Origin of the sequence: Exiguobacterium qingdaonense (assembly GCF_018617855.1) — a bacterium.
GTDB lineage: Bacteria > Bacillota > Bacilli > Exiguobacteriales > Exiguobacteriaceae > Exiguobacterium > Exiguobacterium qingdaonense.
This window is the reverse complement of the sequence record NZ_JACSKY010000007.1, coordinates 57,748-72,396: the sequence shown is the minus strand read 5'-3', so window position 1 is coordinate 72,396 and position 14,649 is coordinate 57,748. Positions and strand designations below refer to the sequence as shown.

The following is a 14,649-nucleotide window of genomic DNA, read 5'->3' as shown; positions in this document are numbered from 1 at the left end:
GTTGATTAAAATGACGAATGAATCGATTGAGCCCTACTAAATGTAGGGCTCAAAGTTCATGTTGTTTACTTAAAAATTGTGTATATTTTTTTAATGAATGACTTCAAGAGGAATATTAATGATTATTTATCACCTATTTTTCCCTACATACGATATCATCATTCCGATGAATACAAAAGTCACTATTAGACTTGAAGATAAACCGAGTAAGACTGCGTGATCGCCTGATAATAAATTACTATCAGTCAGCTTTAAGCTTAAAATTATCCCTGTCGAAATAATACTGAAACTTAGTAGGATCAGACCGAACGTAAATAGATTCATCATTCGGTCGATTTTTTTTAATAGTGATTTTTCGGCTTGTACTCGAACTGTCACTGGAGTTGAACCCATAGATAAGTTTTTGACTATACGATGAAGATGGACAGGTAACTCAGTCAGCATCTGATACATTTCATCTTGGTTCACAGATTGTTTTTTTGAAAGAGAAGTAAATCCATATTTCTCTTTAGCCATTTGTTTACCTAGGGATTGAATCATATCTTTTAAAGTCAGTTTAGGGTGTAGCAGTGCAATCGTTCCTTCAGCTTTAGCAAGTACATTCCCTATTTGAATCATCTCTGGCGGAACATATATGGAGTATTGTTTAAGTAAAGTCATCAAATCTAGAAAAACAGATCCGAGATTTATTTTTTGAACCTGAGATTTCACGTATTTTTCGGAAAATATAGCTAAATCAAGAGTTAATCTTCTTTTTTCAGCAGGTTCCAATAATATTTCTTCACTTACAACATCTGATAAGCGTTCAAAATCTTCATTCATTAAACTGAAAAGAATTTTGTTCATCCACAATCTAGTAGGAGCGTACAGATGGCCCATATTACCAAAATCCAAATAGACTAGGTTGCCTTTATGAACTAAAATATTTCCTGGATGAGGATCGCCATGAAAAAAACCATTAATGAAAATTTGGTGAAATAAGTCTTTAGCAAATTCTATTGCTAGTTGCTGTTTTATATCTGATGATAGATGAGGGAAGTCAACAATTTTTTCGCCCCGCATGTACTCCATTACCAATACATGAGTAGTGGAAAAGTTATGGTAAACCCTAGGTACTTGTATAGTTGTTGATTGATTTTGTGCCGCAAACATATCAGCGTAATAAGCCTCTTGTCTAAAATCTAGTTCCTTTAACAACGATTCTGAGAAGTCTTCAAGAATCTTCGTGAATGAGAAAGAAGAGGATGGTTTAGTTAAACGCTCCACCCATGCTGTCATAACTTTCAAACGTTTAATATCACGAACGATTTCACGATCAATCTTCGGTTTTTTAATTTTGATTGCTACTATTTCATTTGAATGTAGTACGCCCCGATAAACTTGACCAATCGAGGCAGTCCCGATTGGCGTAGAATCAATATCTTTTAACACTTCATGTACAGGTTGTCCCCATTCATTCTCCAAAACAGTAAGCATAATTTCCATATCTTCTTCTTTACCGTTGTCTTGTAATAACTCTAATTCTTTTCTGACATTGGTAGAGAAAAAATCTTTTCTTAAACTCATGAATTGTCCCAGTTTAATGAACGCGCCTCCAAGAGACTGAAGGGACTCCTTTAATTTTCTTCCATCATCAGCTTTTTCTTTTTTAGTACTAATTCTCCTTATAAGAACTAGCACTATTAATATTTCTTTAATATCTTTAAAAATAACTTTCCCCTCACTTTTGATTCAATCTTCGCTAATGAAAAGTAAACAACAAGAGGTTTATATAGTGCCAAATAATTTAGAAATTAATAAAGAGAATGTCATTCTATTGTCCTTAAACAAAGGTGAAATAACCTATAGAGAAATCACATTAAATCCTAGGAGCAAAATTAGCACTAGTGTGAAACCAAAAATGAACCAAATGAAGATTGTATTCTGATGTCTCACTTTTCTTGCAATCAGTATTTCCATTGAAGCAACTAATATTACTGCAAGCACTCCTTTTACTGAGAAAGTCAAAGGGAAACTCATAAGATAAAGCATAGATATTCCTGTGCTAAGCATGAGTAAAGCGAAAGTTCTAAAAATCACTTTAATTATCTTTCGATTCGTAAATAAATATGTTGCAAAAAAACTTATGATTAATAAAAGCCAAACACTTGCATGAATAGAATATAGAGTTTGAAACATAGTAAAAGCTCCTTCATAATAATTTAGGTTGTTGTAATAAATTGGGTATTAGTTTTTTTGTAGTAAATAATCAGGTAAATACTTATAAACGAAATGAAACTTAAAATAACGAATGTTGCAATCGCATGAATTGTTAGCGTCCATGTGAACAATAAAGGACCAATAATTCGACCGATACTATCTAGTGAATAACTGATTCCAGATGCTATACCTTGCCGTTTTCCGGCATGCAAAGTAATCAATGAAATAACACAGGTTCGCACTAAAGCATTTCCACCAGTGAATAATGCGAGACATATGCCAACTGTCCATAAAGAAGATGCGAATGGAATAAGCAATAATGCAAGCCCTGATGCTAATTGTCCAATTATGACCCATCGAGATTCATCACCTGGCTTGATTGATGGAACAATCATACCTTGAACCAGCGCATCTATTACCCCACTGAACATGAATAATAGACCCATTTGAAACGGTGAAATTCCAACCTTATCAATTTCATACAGTTGAAAAATGGATTCTAACCCTGCCATTAGCAAAGTAGCTATAAAAGTGAAAAGGAGGAGTGGTATGATTTTTACATGTCTAATCCAAATCCATTGTTTTCGGATAGAAAATCTTTCTTTCATACTGTCTTGAACACACTCGTGCGATTCCGACAATCTCACCCAGGTTAACAAAGTTAGACATACAAGAATGATTGCAGAAGAAAAGAAAGGCACTGCCAAACCAAAAACACTTAATAATCCACCTATAGAAGGTCCAAGTATAAAACCTAGACCTATACTAATGCCGAGGAATCCCATGTATTTTGTTCGATTTTCATAGGTGGTATGATCTGCAACATAAGAAATTGTCGCAGTGTACAATGCACTTGAGAAAAAACCACTCATTATTCTTGCTGCATATAATCCAGTCAAATTAGTGATTGTTAGTCCGAATAAAGTGAAAGAAAATGCATAACCGAGTAAACCGATGACAATCAAGCGTTTTCGTCCGTATTGATCAGACATTACTCCCCACATTGGTGCTGTTACGAAAGAAATCAATGAATGAACAGCTAACAAACTACCAAGATGTATGATGTTAACATTTAATTGATTGATGATCTCAGGCATGATAGGGATGATCATTCCAAATCCTAAATAAATAAATAACTGAATGAACATTAACAAAAGTATATTTTTTTTCATAAAACCTCCATCAAAAATATATATGTCATTTTTGACATATGTCTAATGTAACTGAATTAATTAAGATTTTCAATGGGATTGAGCTAGAATTTTTTTTGACTTAAGAAAGGATGAGAAAAAAATGAGTTTGAAATATGCATTGTTAGGATTAATCTCAAAAAAACCTCAAACAGGATATGAACTTTATACGACTTTTAAGGAAAGAATGATTTACTTTTGGAGTTCTACCCATTCTCAAATTTATACAGAACTAAATAAGATGGAGCACGAGGAATGGATTAGTTCTACTTATATTTATCAAGAAGGGAGTCCGAATAAAAAACTTTACACGATTACGACGAAAGGTGAAGAATACCTGTTGAATTGGCTCTTGAGTGACAAGATTAAACCAGCAAAAATCAAAGATGAATTTTTACTTCGGGCAAGTGCCTTTCATTTACTTTCTGAAAAAGAAATCATACATCTTCTTGATGCAATTATTGAAAGAGAACAAAGGGTTCTTGAAGCCACTCGAAAATGGCAGCATGATAATGAACAAGATGAAGAGTTTGGTATTGGTGACTTTGTAACTGCAGAGTATGGAGTGATGTATGCTGAAATGTATATTAAATGGTGTGAGAAAGTAAGGAAGGAGATTCGCAAAAGATCAAGAGGTAACTAGTTTATAAAGAAGTCGGCTAGCAAAATGTTATAGGTCGAAGAAGCAGTCCTCGTTTCTATTTATTCAATTCAAGGATTTGACTTGAACTATGTTGGTGTCGTTTTAAGTCCATCTGTATCTTATGACGAGGAGCAGGAGTGCCTCGTGATTGACCCGAATTTATATAAAGATACGGGAGCATATGCTGAAGTCGAAGGGATCGAAAATGTCGATTTGGCGAAAGAACAAATCGTCTTGAACTCGATTAACATATTGATGAAGCGCGGCGTCAAAGGATTATATCTATATGCGTCTGATGAATCGCTTCGAAGAAAACTGCTGCATCTTCAAGGAGAGAGGGTATAAACATGAACGAAGTAAAACGATTGATGGACGAGGTCATTAAATTCCGAGATGAACGCGACTGGGCGTCCTACCATAACCCGAAAGACTTGGCGTTATCGTTATCACTTGAGGCGAGTGAACTCCTTGAGGTATTCCAATGGGTGTCGAGTGAAGAAGCGCTTGAGACGAAAAAGACGGAGATGGAAGAGGAGCTTGCTGATGTGTTGATTTATGCGTTGACGTTCGCACATGCAGCCGGCATTGATGTTTCGAAAGCGATTGAAGATAAGCTTGAAAAGAATGCGGTAAAGTATCCGAGTTTGAATGGGAGCGATTCACGATGAAATCGAATCATCGATTGCTATTCGTCATGTATCTCGGAGCAGGCATATTGAGTTTGGCTCTCTTGCTTGCAATTCCATTGTTCAATCTGGAAATGTCGAATTGGATGCTGATTATGTTTCCGTTGTTGGCCGTTATTTGGTTTGCGAATGCGTTTGTGCATTGGAGACGAATGAAACGAAAAGTCATGTCGTGAGGTGAATGCATCAGTGGAACTTAATGAACGTTTCGAACTCATGTATGCATCTGCAAAACGCTCAACCCGTCTTGCGATTCAAGTAGGACTCTTGATTGTCTTCAGTGGTGCTTTGTTTTACTGGAATGGTTATCAGCGATTAGCCGAAATGACTTGGTTCATCATCTTATTTCCTGTCACGGCGTGTATCAAGCTTGTGTTTCGGACGAATGTTCTTTTGACATTTAACGAAAGCGTGCGATGTCGACGACTCGTCTGGTATGAGTGTACTTTAGGTCTTGTAATGATTGGAACGTTTACACTTTTGAATATGATGATCTTATTCAGGGAAGCGTATGTACCCGGGGTGTTGCTGGCTTGTAGTCTCGTTTTAATTGGCATCGTTGCATCCTCGAATCTTGACCGTAGATTGAAGCAAGTTGATGCGTATCATGTGACGCATCGATTATACAGTCGGGGGAAAGTTGGTCATTTTGATTGAAGCAGTCTAATATTTTTTGAATATGACACCCAAGAAGTACGGCCTTCATAAAGAAAGGCTGTACTTCTTTTTGTTGAATGATATAGCGATTAGCTCCAGTTTTTAACCTATGAACTACGATCATCCTTCGTTCTTGATTGACTCTTCTTCGTCTATATCGCTCTGACCCATCACATAATATAACCTAGTTATTTTTTTATCGTGGTTGTTCTGTGTGAATTTTATAAACTGATAGGAGAGGAACGATGAAAGGACTGATAACTTTTGGGCATTTACTACACACATCAACGAGAAGGGGCTTGGCAACAAGCTTTGAAGAAAGGATATCTTGAAGCAAGCGGCGAACACGCATTATTCATGGAAGAAGGGGTTGAAGATTTTAAAGCACCCTACGATTGGATGGTTGAACAGTATGAGAAACGAATCGGAATCTCATTGAACGGGAACTATCCGATTTGGTGTTGGGATGAGTTCCCCGACTTGGGACGAGATGGACATATTGGCAAAGGGACACAAGGTGTGGTGTTGACCGTTGAACTACCAGACGAAGAGGTGTTGGCTTCTGAGTTTACGTATTGGCATCATGTTTTAAACGACTTTCCGTTATATGAGACGTTAGAAGAGTATGATCGAGAAGAAGAACCGGATGAACTGTACGTGCGACAATCATGGGAACGTATCTTTGACAAAGCATGGTGCGAAGCGTCCGTCGCGGACCAACCAAATGTTGAATTGGTGTATCAACACGTCGTTCACCGAATTGACTTGACCCAAGTTCGTGCTGTCATGCCATTCGTCGGTCGGGGAGACAGTTTATTGGACCGAGTAAGAGGGATGGGATGGCGTATCGGATATAAGTTCGGCCTCATTCGCTCAAAGTCGTTTGAATGGAAAGTGTGAACAGGCGAAACGAAGCTAACGTGAGTCAGCTGCGTTTTGTATTTGGATCTAATTGTTGTTCGATTCGATCAAGACGGTCAATCAATACCAGAAATTGTTCATTGTTTTGACGTTCCAATTCAAGTTTCTCTTCTGCGCGCTTTTCAAATCGATTGACTACTTTGACAAGCCATACAATTCCGAACACGATAGCGATAATCGGTAAGAAAAATGCAAGGCTTGCAAATAATGAACTAATGATGATATTCACGAGCGCTTCCTCCTTTTACGTATACATCTCATTATACTTCCAAATCCATCCAAAGCGAAAGAGTGGCACTGGCATTGTACCCTTTATTCTCGGTACACTGAATAGAGAGAGTTGAAAGGAGTCGATGGAATGGCAATCTATTATACATATCAACATGCAGCTTCGTGGGAGGCCGCTAAGCGAAATGGCTTTTTATTTGGTGATCGGAACTACAGCATGTGTAAAGATGAGGAAGAAGCCAATCATCGATCTGCCTACGATTGGCTGGCTGACCAATATGAGCAACGCACGAAACGATTACTGAATGGGAATGATCCCGTTTGGCTTAGTGATACCCCACCAAACGTCGCACGTGGTGGTTTTCTAGAGGTAGGGGAACCGGGTGTCGTATTGACCATCGACCTACCCGATGAAGCTGTTTTAGAACTGGAAGCAGGGTATTGGGTGTTCGCGTTAAATCGATGGTTCCTCTCTTTTGAAGACCGTGAGGCAGAGAGCGAGGAAGAACTGCGTACATCGTGGGAGAGGATGTTCGACCGTGAATGGTGTGAAGCGATCGTTGAGGAGTATCCTGAAACGAATACGAAATATTACTATATCGTCGACCAGATTCATCTTCACCAAGTGCTTGATGTCCAAGCGTTCATTGAACAAGGTGTGTCATGAACAAGCCGACCCGACTTGGAACGGACGAGGCTGGTTACGTCGTCAACCAACCATCCATCCGTCATATACAGCCTGAGTTTGAAACCGTCCTTTTCAAAGCAATCGAACTGGTGAAAGAAACGTTTGGTGAACAGCTACATAGTATATACCTTTATGGAAGTATCGGTCGCGGGACGGCTGTTGCTGGGCAATCCGATCTCGATTTGACGGTGCTCGTGCATGAGGACATCGATGCTACAGAATTGGTGGAGCAGACGGAGCAATTGCTAACGGAGCATCCAGAAGTCATCAAAATCGACTACGATATCGGGCTTCTGGATGTGGCACTGGATCCAGCGAACCGTTTTGAATGGGGCTTTTGGTTACGACATCTCTGTACGTGTGTGGACGGGGAAGATGTCTCGACTCGATTCCCGCACATGAAGCCGGACGCTCGTGTGAGTAAGGCGTTAAACCAAGATTTGGTTTCCTCGATTGAAACAGTTAAGTCCAAATTGCTTCATGGACAGATGTCTCATCTGGAGAAGCGCTCCATCGTGAAGCGCGTCATCCGAGGTTGGTATTTGACGATCAATGTGAAGGACGAAAGTTTTGCGACGACCGTAGAAGAATGCTTGGCGATTCTAAAACTCTATTTCCCGGAAGATCCGCGAGTAGAAGAAGGGAAGACACTGTTGAGACAAGATGACATTACGAATCAACAGCTTCTGGACTATTTGAATGAAATAGACTGGACTTAACGATGTCTTTCCTCAATCGGGATGTAACCGTTCAATCGTCTTCGTTTCACATCTGTGTCAAAGAAGAAATGAGGTACATATAGAGCGCTTGATACGTACATGATAATGACAAACTCGATTGCAGTCGACCATTGAATGAGGTTGAATAAAAATAGAGACCAGAGGGGGTATGAGACAAGACACATCGCCCAAGTCATCCCATTCTCTGTCCGAATAAATCGGTACAGAATGCGCATCAATACGATATAAGGGAAGAAGAGATAATAGAACATATTTTTCAATTGATGTCGTCCTTTCTAGAACAGATACAATCATCTAACTCAGTATAATCGAGGAGAGACGGACGACAAAGGAGAATTTACAATGAAATCAATCGCCATCATCGGAGCTGGTGTCAGCGGGCTCTATGCCGCGAGCGAGCTTCACCAAAAAGGATATGACGTCACAATCTTTGAGGCACGTGACCGAGTCGGTGGACGCATCTTGACGAAGGAAGGCTATGACCTCGGCCCGACATGGTATTGGCCAGATACGGAGAAGACCATCTCTGAACTCGTGGATACACTTGGACTCAAGTCCTTCCTTCAACATACGACAGGACAGATGGTGCTTGAACGTCAGACGACGACCGCGCCGGAACGACATGTGCTACCAGAGGAAAGCATTGTCCGATCGAAACGTGTAGTCGGTGGGATGACGAGTTTGGTGGAAGCATTATACGCGAATTTGTCCGATGACATCGTACATCTCGGACATCGTCTCACGTCCATCGACCGACAGTCAGACCGAGTTCAATTGAAGTTTCAAAATGGGGCGGTACATCACACGGATGACGTGATTCTTGCACTTCCACCACGTCTCGTTGCCGATTTAACCATTGAACCTGCGCTGTCAGCGCAAACACGAAATGCGCTCAAGACGACACCGACGTGGATGGCGTCCCAAGCGAAGGCGCTGATTGTATACGAGACACCGTTTTGGCGAGAAGGGGGTCTGTCTGGCTTTGGGATGAGCTGGGTCGGTCCACTCCAAGAGATTCATGATGCCTCGCCGATGAATGGTCAAGGTGCGCTGTTCGGATTCTTCCGTCTGTCACCGGGAGAACGAGAAGCGCTAGGGGAGGGGCAAGTGAAGACGCGTGTCATCGAACAACTAGAGAAGCTATACGGTCCGAAAGCAAATGACTTCTTGCGATTTCACTATGTGGATTGGTCGACAGAATCAGAGACCGCGACATCTGACGACCTCATGCCGCTCACGGCATTCCCGGCTTACGGTCCAATCGAACTCGGGGATCGTCTCCATCTGATTGGTTCAGAGACGGATGCGCAGTTCGGGGGACATATCGAAGGGGCGTTGCGGTCGGTGGAGCGAGTTGTTCAAAACCTGTTGTAATAAAAAGACAAATCGTCTACGAATGACGATTTGTCTTTTTATCTGAATTTCTGAATCATCAACGCGAGCGAGCGATTGATCATCTTCATCTCATCATCCTCGAGGACGGAGAACATCTCTTCGGCGAGGCGTTCTTCAATCGCATCGATTTGTTTCGAATACGCCAGACCGTTCTGCCCGAGTTGGATAAAGCTTTCCCGAAGGTTCTCGGGATTCTTTTCCCGAACGACGAAGTCGCGTTGCTCGAGCACTTTGAGCACCTGACTGACGGCACTTTTGGAGATGGACATTCTCGCCGCGATCTCTGTCGTCGTCCACGTCTCTTGGCGCTTGAAGAGAAGTAGCATCTGTTCTTGTTGATAACTCAACTCGAATTCGTTCAGTTCCGTGAAATATTTCGTGAACAGCAAGTCGAGCTCATCGATTTGGCGATACATCGTGAGGACTTGTTGCTTTCGTGTTTCATTCAACGTGTCATTCATCCTTTCTTTACGGTGTCTGTCGGAACGTCTCGCTCCGAACATATAAGAGGACACCACACACTAAGCCGATTATAACAAACGCCAGTAAGAGCGTCTGAATCGGAACGGACAGGGCGACGAGCGCAGATAAGATGGCGAACGCAATCGGCTCAAGGCCCGAGGCGGCGAGCGACATGATGCTCATGACGCGACCGATTTTGTCAGGGTCGCTCTGCTCCTGCATGATGGTGACCGTCGGCAAATAGACGAGCATGATCATGAATCCGCTCATCGAGGCCGTGACCGCGAGGAGCGGAATCGATTGAACTTGCGTGTACAGAAAGAATGCACCGAGTGTCAGGAACAGTGCTCGGAAGACGAAGCGCCCACGATGGACCGACTTCAAAAATAAAATTAGGAAGCTCGCGACAAATGTCCCGACGGCGAGTCCCCCTTCAATAATACTCAAATCGAATGCCGTGCCGTCCACCGCACCAACGAGAATCGGGATGCTCATGATAAGGGGCCCCATGACGAACAGGTTGACGATGGCGATGGAGAACGTACCGCTTCGTAACACGGGTGTGCGCATGACGTAACGAACGCCCTCTTTCAAATCGACGAGCACGTCTTTCGTTGAAAGCGCGGCGACGTTTGGAATGCGGTCTTGAATCAATCGCGGCATGATCAACAGAGCAGAGATGAAAATAAGTGTAGCCGCCATCCCGAAGCTCAGTCCGAAGCTTCCCCACGTCAACAGAAGTCCCGCGAGGAATGGCCCGATGACGAACATCAACTCGAGTGACCCTTGGAAAAGGGAGTTCGCACGTTGCAACTGTTGAGCGGGTACGATTGATGGCATGAGTGACGAAAGTGCAGGGTAAGACATGCCATCTAAAATTCCGAATAAGATGGAGATGGCTACAATCACCGTGGCGGAATAGGCGTCTGCGAAATGAAGACCGACAACAAGGGTCATTAACACGCCTTGTCCAAGATTCGTTAAGAATAATAGTCGACTCTTTTGAAATCGGTCAGCAAACACACCGCCAAAAACCATCATGATGACACGCGGTAACGAAACGGCAGTTAAAATAATCCCAAGTAGGGCAGGTTGTTCCAATACATCAATCGTCAACCAAGAGACGCTCAAAAAGAAAATCGAAAATCCGAGCGTGAGTGTCATCCCAGATAACCAAGTAAATAAAAAACGAGAATTGTTCAATAACTCCATACGAGAACCTCATACTTTCCTTATTCGCTATATAGTTAAGTTAACTAAACTATATATTAGGAAGATAGAATCGTCAAGAAACATGACTTTGGTATGAAAATGTAAAAAAACGGAACTTTTCTATGTTTATCCCGTATAGTGAATGGAGAGGTGAAATAGATGAACAAACAAGAACGAATCAATACGATTTATCGTTATCAACAGCGTTGGCTCTTTTTGAGAATGGGACTGGCAGGTCTGACTGGGATGTTTGTCTTTCTTGCACTTCAGTCTGAAGGTGCTTCAAAATATACGATTCCATTAGTGGTCACGTTGATGGGCATGTTGTTCGCGATTGGAAAAGAGCGTCGCTTCGTCAAGAAATTGACGACCGTGGAACAAGCCAAGCGCATCATCGACTGGCAATATGTATCGGAAATGGGACTATTCGTCTTATTAGCGATTCTCTTCCCGCTACTCGTCCTGAATAACTGGCCGGTCTGGTCGCTCGTCATCGTTTTCTTAAGCGGGGTCATCTGTCTGCATTTCGTGCAGAAGACGCTCGACCGACAAATTCCACAGTATGACGCGGAGCAGCCGATGCGTCGTGAAATCAAACTCGACTTTGTAAAAGATTGAGGTGACACTGGTGGACAAAGCGGAGCGACTTCAACGGATCGAACAGTTTGAGAAACGATTCACCCGTCTCCACATCATCGTGAGCGTGCTCATGTTGAGTGTATCGATTTATTTTTTGTCGACATGGAGCCCGTATAGCATTCTCCTACCAGGTGTCGCACTTCTTTATACGACATGGCTTGAATGGAAGAAGATGATATTGCAGCAATCGTTCAACGAAGCGACACGCTATCATCGCCTGTTGCGAATCGATTTTGCTGTCATGTTGAGCAGTTTGATCTGGTTCATGATTTTGATTGGGTTCCATTTCAACGGGATCGATATCTTACCGTGGATGAGTTGGACGCTCCTGATCGGCGGACCGTGTCTCATATTGATTCCGCGTTGGATCGACCGAAAACAGTCCGCGCTTGATGAACACCACGTCACATCAAGCGAGTGGGCCCGGGAAAACCGGAAACGTTTGAAACTTACGTTAGATGATATTTCAAGGAAAGGTCGTAAAGAGTCATGACGAAACAAGAACGAATTCATTATATCGGGGCATATCGCCAAATGCATCAAAAAACGAGCGTCTGGCTTACTGCCACCCTCATTTTCTGCAACAGTTTCGTGCTCGGTTTTGACACATGGTGGATATGGGGAATCGGGTCGACGCTTGCAGCGATTGGACTCATGTATTTAACACTTCAAGAAAGTAAACAGTTGCAAACCATGACGTCAGGAAAAGCCGAGTCGCTCACAAAACGCTTGTATCGCCTCTATTCTTACTGGATTGGAGCGGTCACAGGAGTGGTTCTCTTCAGTCGTCTGCAAACGCCACTGATCGCATGGGCCATCATCGGTCTAGGCATCGTCATGTTAGCATGGATCCACTATCAGACCGTCCGGCAACTACGACAAGCCGACCCGGACCAACCGACCCGAGATGAGGTGACAAAGCACTACCGTTCGTATGAAAGGAGTACATATGCTGACGAAAGAGAAGCGAATTGAACAGTTGCTAAAACAAGACGATAGTCATTGGCGTTGGCGGTGGCGGTGGGGCGTCGCCATTGCGACCGTCGTGATGACATTTCTCATCGCTGCGCAGTACAGACTGTACGCCCCGCTCATCGTCTTCATCAGTTTTTTTCCGTATCTCTGTTTCGAGTGGCGGAAGACAAAACTGCTCCTCACCTTTAACGAAGAGACGCGCTATCAACGTTTGGTGTATACAGACTTCGGGATCCAGTGGCTCTGTTTCGTGTTGACCATCTGCTTATTGGCTGCCTATTATGCCGACTCGTTGTCGCCCGTCATCGCGATTGCCGGGTTATTCGGGATTGGTGTGCTATCGATTCTGGCACCTTATGTCATCAATCGAACCTTGCATACGCTCGATGCGCATCATGTACGAGGTAAAGAATTACGTGAAGCACGTGATCAACGTCTCCGTGAGTCCAATATTTGAGTTATATTAGAGTGAAGATGGAAGGGGAGAGTAGTATGTTACAAGTGATGGATATGGGATGGGCAATCTTGAATCTAGGATTGTTGACAATGGTTGGAATCTTTTTATTCCGACTCATTCGCCGGCACTCGAACTAATCAGCGTCTGACAACTGTCAGATGCTTTTTCCTTTTTAATGGAAAAACCTCGAAAATTCGATTATAGATTGTTAAGATAAACATATTGAGTGAATTGGATGAAATTTACTTTTGGAGGTGTGCTAAATGTTGCGTGAAGAACGAATCGAATACTTATACGACAAATCGTGGACTAGAAAAGGTCCCATCCTTGTAATCATGATTGGTGTGGTGACGGCGCTTTGGTTATTGTTCAATGATTCAAGGATGAGCTTGTCCCTGTTCATCTTTTGTGCGGCGATGCTCATGCCACTCTTGTTTGCGACATGGCATAAATTTCAGTTATTTTTACAGTTCAATGACTCATCCATATACCGGCGCTTCATTTATTTAAAAGGCACGACCCAATTTGTCCTCTTAGTTGGGAGCTTATCTCTTTTGGCGCTCTACGCACTGAAGTACATATCGCTTGATACGTTAAGCCTTGGCTGTGCGATGCTGATTGCGGGTTGCCTCATTCTCGAGTCATGGGTCGACTGGAAGATTTTAAAGATTGATGACGAGCACGTGGTCGAGAGTTTGTTGGGACTCGTGAACCGGAAATAAAAAGGGGTGAAGGGTTGAGTGATTGTCTGGAGAGATGAAATTGACCATACGAATACATTGCCGGATCTGACAGAAGAAATCCTGAGAGATGTCGAGTCACGTCTCGGCGTGAAGTTACCGGAAAGTTATATCGAATTGATTCGAACACAGAATGGGGGATTCATCGAGCAATGTGAATTACCCGTGACACTAAACGGGTTAGACGATACGATTGTGATTGATTCCATCATGGGCGTGAGCTTATATGAAGGGTTAGTTGAATCAAAGATTCTTCTAAAAGAGTGGGGCGTTGAGGATGAGCGCTTGATCGCGTTCGCGGGCGATGGTCACTATTTTCTCATGTTCGATTATCGAGATGAAGCAGTTCCTAAAATTGCATTGCTCGATACGACGGCAGAAAAAATTGATGTACGATTCGATTCATTCGAGCAATTCACTGAAGCGCTCCGCGTCATCGAGACCGATGCATTCGTAGGAGTGATTGAAGGGGAGACACTGTTAGATTATGCACAGAATTTACTTTACAGTGAGGCAACGAGTGAAAAGACATTTGGTGCGAACATATGGCTCAATTCATTAGACGTCCTCGATGTAAATGAACTGGTCATGACACTCCTTACGTGGATGGATGACGATACATTGCGGGAGACCGCAATCTCTACGATTCAAAGCACCATCATCTCACGTCGTTTGCGCCAAAAAGAGTTGATTGAGGCATTCTTCCGTTCATTACTTGAACGTGAGGATGCATATAGCAAGCAGTGTTATGAAGAGACGATCAATATTTTAGAGAATGGGATCGAACCGGATTGAGTTGTCATCACGGTGGATGCGT

At 42.7% G+C, this 14,649-nt stretch carries 21 protein-coding genes and 1 pseudogene; 15 read left to right on the top strand and 7 right to left on the bottom strand.

Going from position 1 to position 14,649, the window contains the following annotated elements:
- Positions 1-129: 129 nt before the first annotated feature.
- From KNP00_RS09435 to KNP00_RS09425, 3 genes are all read right to left on the bottom strand, one after another.
- Complete coding sequence (locus KNP00_RS09435; protein ID WP_215144536.1) at positions 130-1,680, bottom strand: ABC1 kinase family protein; 1,551 nt, start codon at positions 1,678-1,680, stop codon at positions 130-132.
- Between the two features lie 162 nt (positions 1,681-1,842).
- Positions 1,843-2,178: a DUF1516 family protein gene (locus KNP00_RS14360; RefSeq protein ID WP_215144534.1), complete on the bottom strand. Its 336-nt coding sequence runs from the start codon at positions 2,176-2,178 to the stop codon at positions 1,843-1,845.
- Between the two features lie 23 nt (positions 2,179-2,201).
- The gene (locus KNP00_RS09425; RefSeq protein ID WP_215144532.1) at positions 2,202-3,371 is read right to left on the bottom strand and encodes an MFS transporter; all 1,170 of its coding nucleotides are present in this window, start codon (positions 3,369-3,371) and stop codon (positions 2,202-2,204) included.
- Between the two features lie 121 nt (positions 3,372-3,492).
- Between KNP00_RS09425 and KNP00_RS09420 the strand changes: the two genes are divergently transcribed.
- The 6 genes from KNP00_RS09420 to KNP00_RS09395 all read left to right on the top strand — a co-directional run bounded on the left by KNP00_RS09420 (position 3,493) and on the right by KNP00_RS09395 (position 6,275).
- Positions 3,493-4,032, top strand: coding sequence for a PadR family transcriptional regulator (locus tag KNP00_RS09420; protein WP_215144531.1), 540 nt, complete (start codon positions 3,493-3,495; stop codon positions 4,030-4,032).
- A gap of 57 nt (positions 4,033-4,089) precedes the next feature.
- Positions 4,090-4,377 carry a DNA/RNA helicase domain-containing protein gene (locus KNP00_RS09415; protein ID WP_215144641.1) on the top strand — a complete coding sequence of 96 codons (288 nt, stop codon included), beginning with the start codon at positions 4,090-4,092 and terminating at the stop codon, positions 4,375-4,377.
- A gap of 2 nt (positions 4,378-4,379) precedes the next feature.
- Positions 4,380-4,700, top strand: a complete 321-nt coding sequence (locus KNP00_RS09410; RefSeq protein ID WP_215144528.1) for a nucleotide pyrophosphohydrolase — start codon at positions 4,380-4,382, stop codon at positions 4,698-4,700.
- A complete protein-coding gene (locus KNP00_RS09405; protein ID WP_215144526.1) occupies positions 4,697-4,894 on the top strand; it encodes a hypothetical protein in 198 nt (65 codons plus the stop codon). The genes KNP00_RS09410 and KNP00_RS09405 overlap by 4 nt, the downstream gene beginning before the upstream one ends.
- Positions 4,895-4,907: 13 nt before the next feature.
- A complete protein-coding gene (locus tag KNP00_RS09400; RefSeq protein WP_215144524.1) occupies positions 4,908-5,375 on the top strand; it encodes a hypothetical protein in 468 nt (155 codons plus the stop codon).
- 264 nt (positions 5,376-5,639) lie between these two features.
- Positions 5,640-6,275: a DUF3841 domain-containing protein gene (locus KNP00_RS09395; RefSeq protein ID WP_215144522.1), complete on the top strand. Its 636-nt coding sequence runs from the start codon at positions 5,640-5,642 to the stop codon at positions 6,273-6,275.
- A 25-nt stretch (positions 6,276-6,300) separates the two neighbouring features.
- Here KNP00_RS09395 and KNP00_RS09390 read toward each other — a convergent pair whose 3' ends face one another.
- Entirely contained in the window at positions 6,301-6,525 is a 225-nt protein-coding gene (locus KNP00_RS09390; protein WP_215144520.1) for a hypothetical protein, read from the bottom strand.
- A 129-nt stretch (positions 6,526-6,654) separates the two neighbouring features.
- On the opposite strand from KNP00_RS09390, the gene KNP00_RS09385 reads away from it, so the two are divergent.
- A complete protein-coding gene (locus KNP00_RS09385) occupies positions 6,655-7,191 on the top strand; it encodes a DUF3841 domain-containing protein (protein ID WP_215144518.1) in 537 nt (178 codons plus the stop codon).
- Positions 7,188-7,931 carry a nucleotidyltransferase domain-containing protein gene (locus tag KNP00_RS09380; protein WP_215144516.1) on the top strand — a complete coding sequence of 248 codons (744 nt, stop codon included), beginning with the start codon at positions 7,188-7,190 and terminating at the stop codon, positions 7,929-7,931. Before KNP00_RS09385 ends, KNP00_RS09380 begins: the two co-directional genes overlap by 4 nt.
- Here the strand turns inward: KNP00_RS09380 and KNP00_RS09375 are convergent.
- A complete protein-coding gene (locus KNP00_RS09375; RefSeq protein ID WP_215144514.1) occupies positions 7,928-8,212 on the bottom strand; it encodes a hypothetical protein in 285 nt (94 codons plus the stop codon). The two genes, KNP00_RS09380 and KNP00_RS09375, sit on opposite strands and share 4 nt — an antisense overlap.
- Positions 8,213-8,273: 61 nt before the next feature.
- On the opposite strand from KNP00_RS09375, the pseudogene KNP00_RS09370 reads away from it, so the two are divergent.
- A pseudogene (locus KNP00_RS09370) lies at positions 8,274-9,326 on the top strand (flavin monoamine oxidase family protein); the annotation flags it as partial.
- Between the two features lie 38 nt (positions 9,327-9,364).
- Here the strand turns inward: KNP00_RS09370 and KNP00_RS09365 are convergent.
- Complete coding sequence (locus tag KNP00_RS09365) at positions 9,365-9,796, bottom strand: MarR family winged helix-turn-helix transcriptional regulator (RefSeq protein ID WP_215144509.1); 432 nt, start codon at positions 9,794-9,796, stop codon at positions 9,365-9,367.
- Positions 9,797-9,815: 19 nt separating this feature from the next.
- Positions 9,816-11,021 (bottom strand): MFS transporter, encoded by a 1,206-nt coding sequence (locus KNP00_RS09360; protein WP_215144507.1) that lies wholly within the window; start codon positions 11,019-11,021, stop codon positions 9,816-9,818.
- A 159-nt stretch (positions 11,022-11,180) separates the two neighbouring features.
- Between KNP00_RS09360 and KNP00_RS09355 the strand changes: the two genes are divergently transcribed.
- The 6 genes from KNP00_RS09355 (at position 11,181) to KNP00_RS09330 (ending at position 14,627) form a co-directional block, all read left to right on the top strand.
- Entirely contained in the window at positions 11,181-11,639 is a 459-nt protein-coding gene (locus KNP00_RS09355) for a hypothetical protein (protein ID WP_215144506.1), read from the top strand.
- Positions 11,640-11,649: 10 nt separating this feature from the next.
- The gene (locus tag KNP00_RS09350) at positions 11,650-12,153 is read left to right on the top strand and encodes a hypothetical protein (protein ID WP_215144504.1); all 504 of its coding nucleotides are present in this window, start codon (positions 11,650-11,652) and stop codon (positions 12,151-12,153) included.
- Positions 12,150-12,635, top strand: a complete 486-nt coding sequence (locus KNP00_RS09345) for a hypothetical protein (protein WP_215144502.1) — start codon at positions 12,150-12,152, stop codon at positions 12,633-12,635. Before KNP00_RS09350 ends, KNP00_RS09345 begins: the two co-directional genes overlap by 4 nt.
- Positions 12,610-13,092, top strand: a complete 483-nt coding sequence (locus tag KNP00_RS09340) for a hypothetical protein (protein ID WP_215144500.1) — start codon at positions 12,610-12,612, stop codon at positions 13,090-13,092. The genes KNP00_RS09345 and KNP00_RS09340 overlap by 26 nt, the downstream gene beginning before the upstream one ends.
- 263 nt (positions 13,093-13,355) lie before the next feature.
- On the top strand, positions 13,356-13,814 hold the full coding sequence (locus KNP00_RS09335) for a hypothetical protein (RefSeq protein ID WP_215144498.1): 459 nt from the start codon (positions 13,356-13,358) through the stop codon (positions 13,812-13,814).
- A gap of 18 nt (positions 13,815-13,832) precedes the next feature.
- Positions 13,833-14,627, top strand: a complete 795-nt coding sequence (locus KNP00_RS09330) for an SMI1/KNR4 family protein (protein ID WP_215144496.1) — start codon at positions 13,833-13,835, stop codon at positions 14,625-14,627.
- Positions 14,628-14,649: the final 22 nt, after the last annotated feature.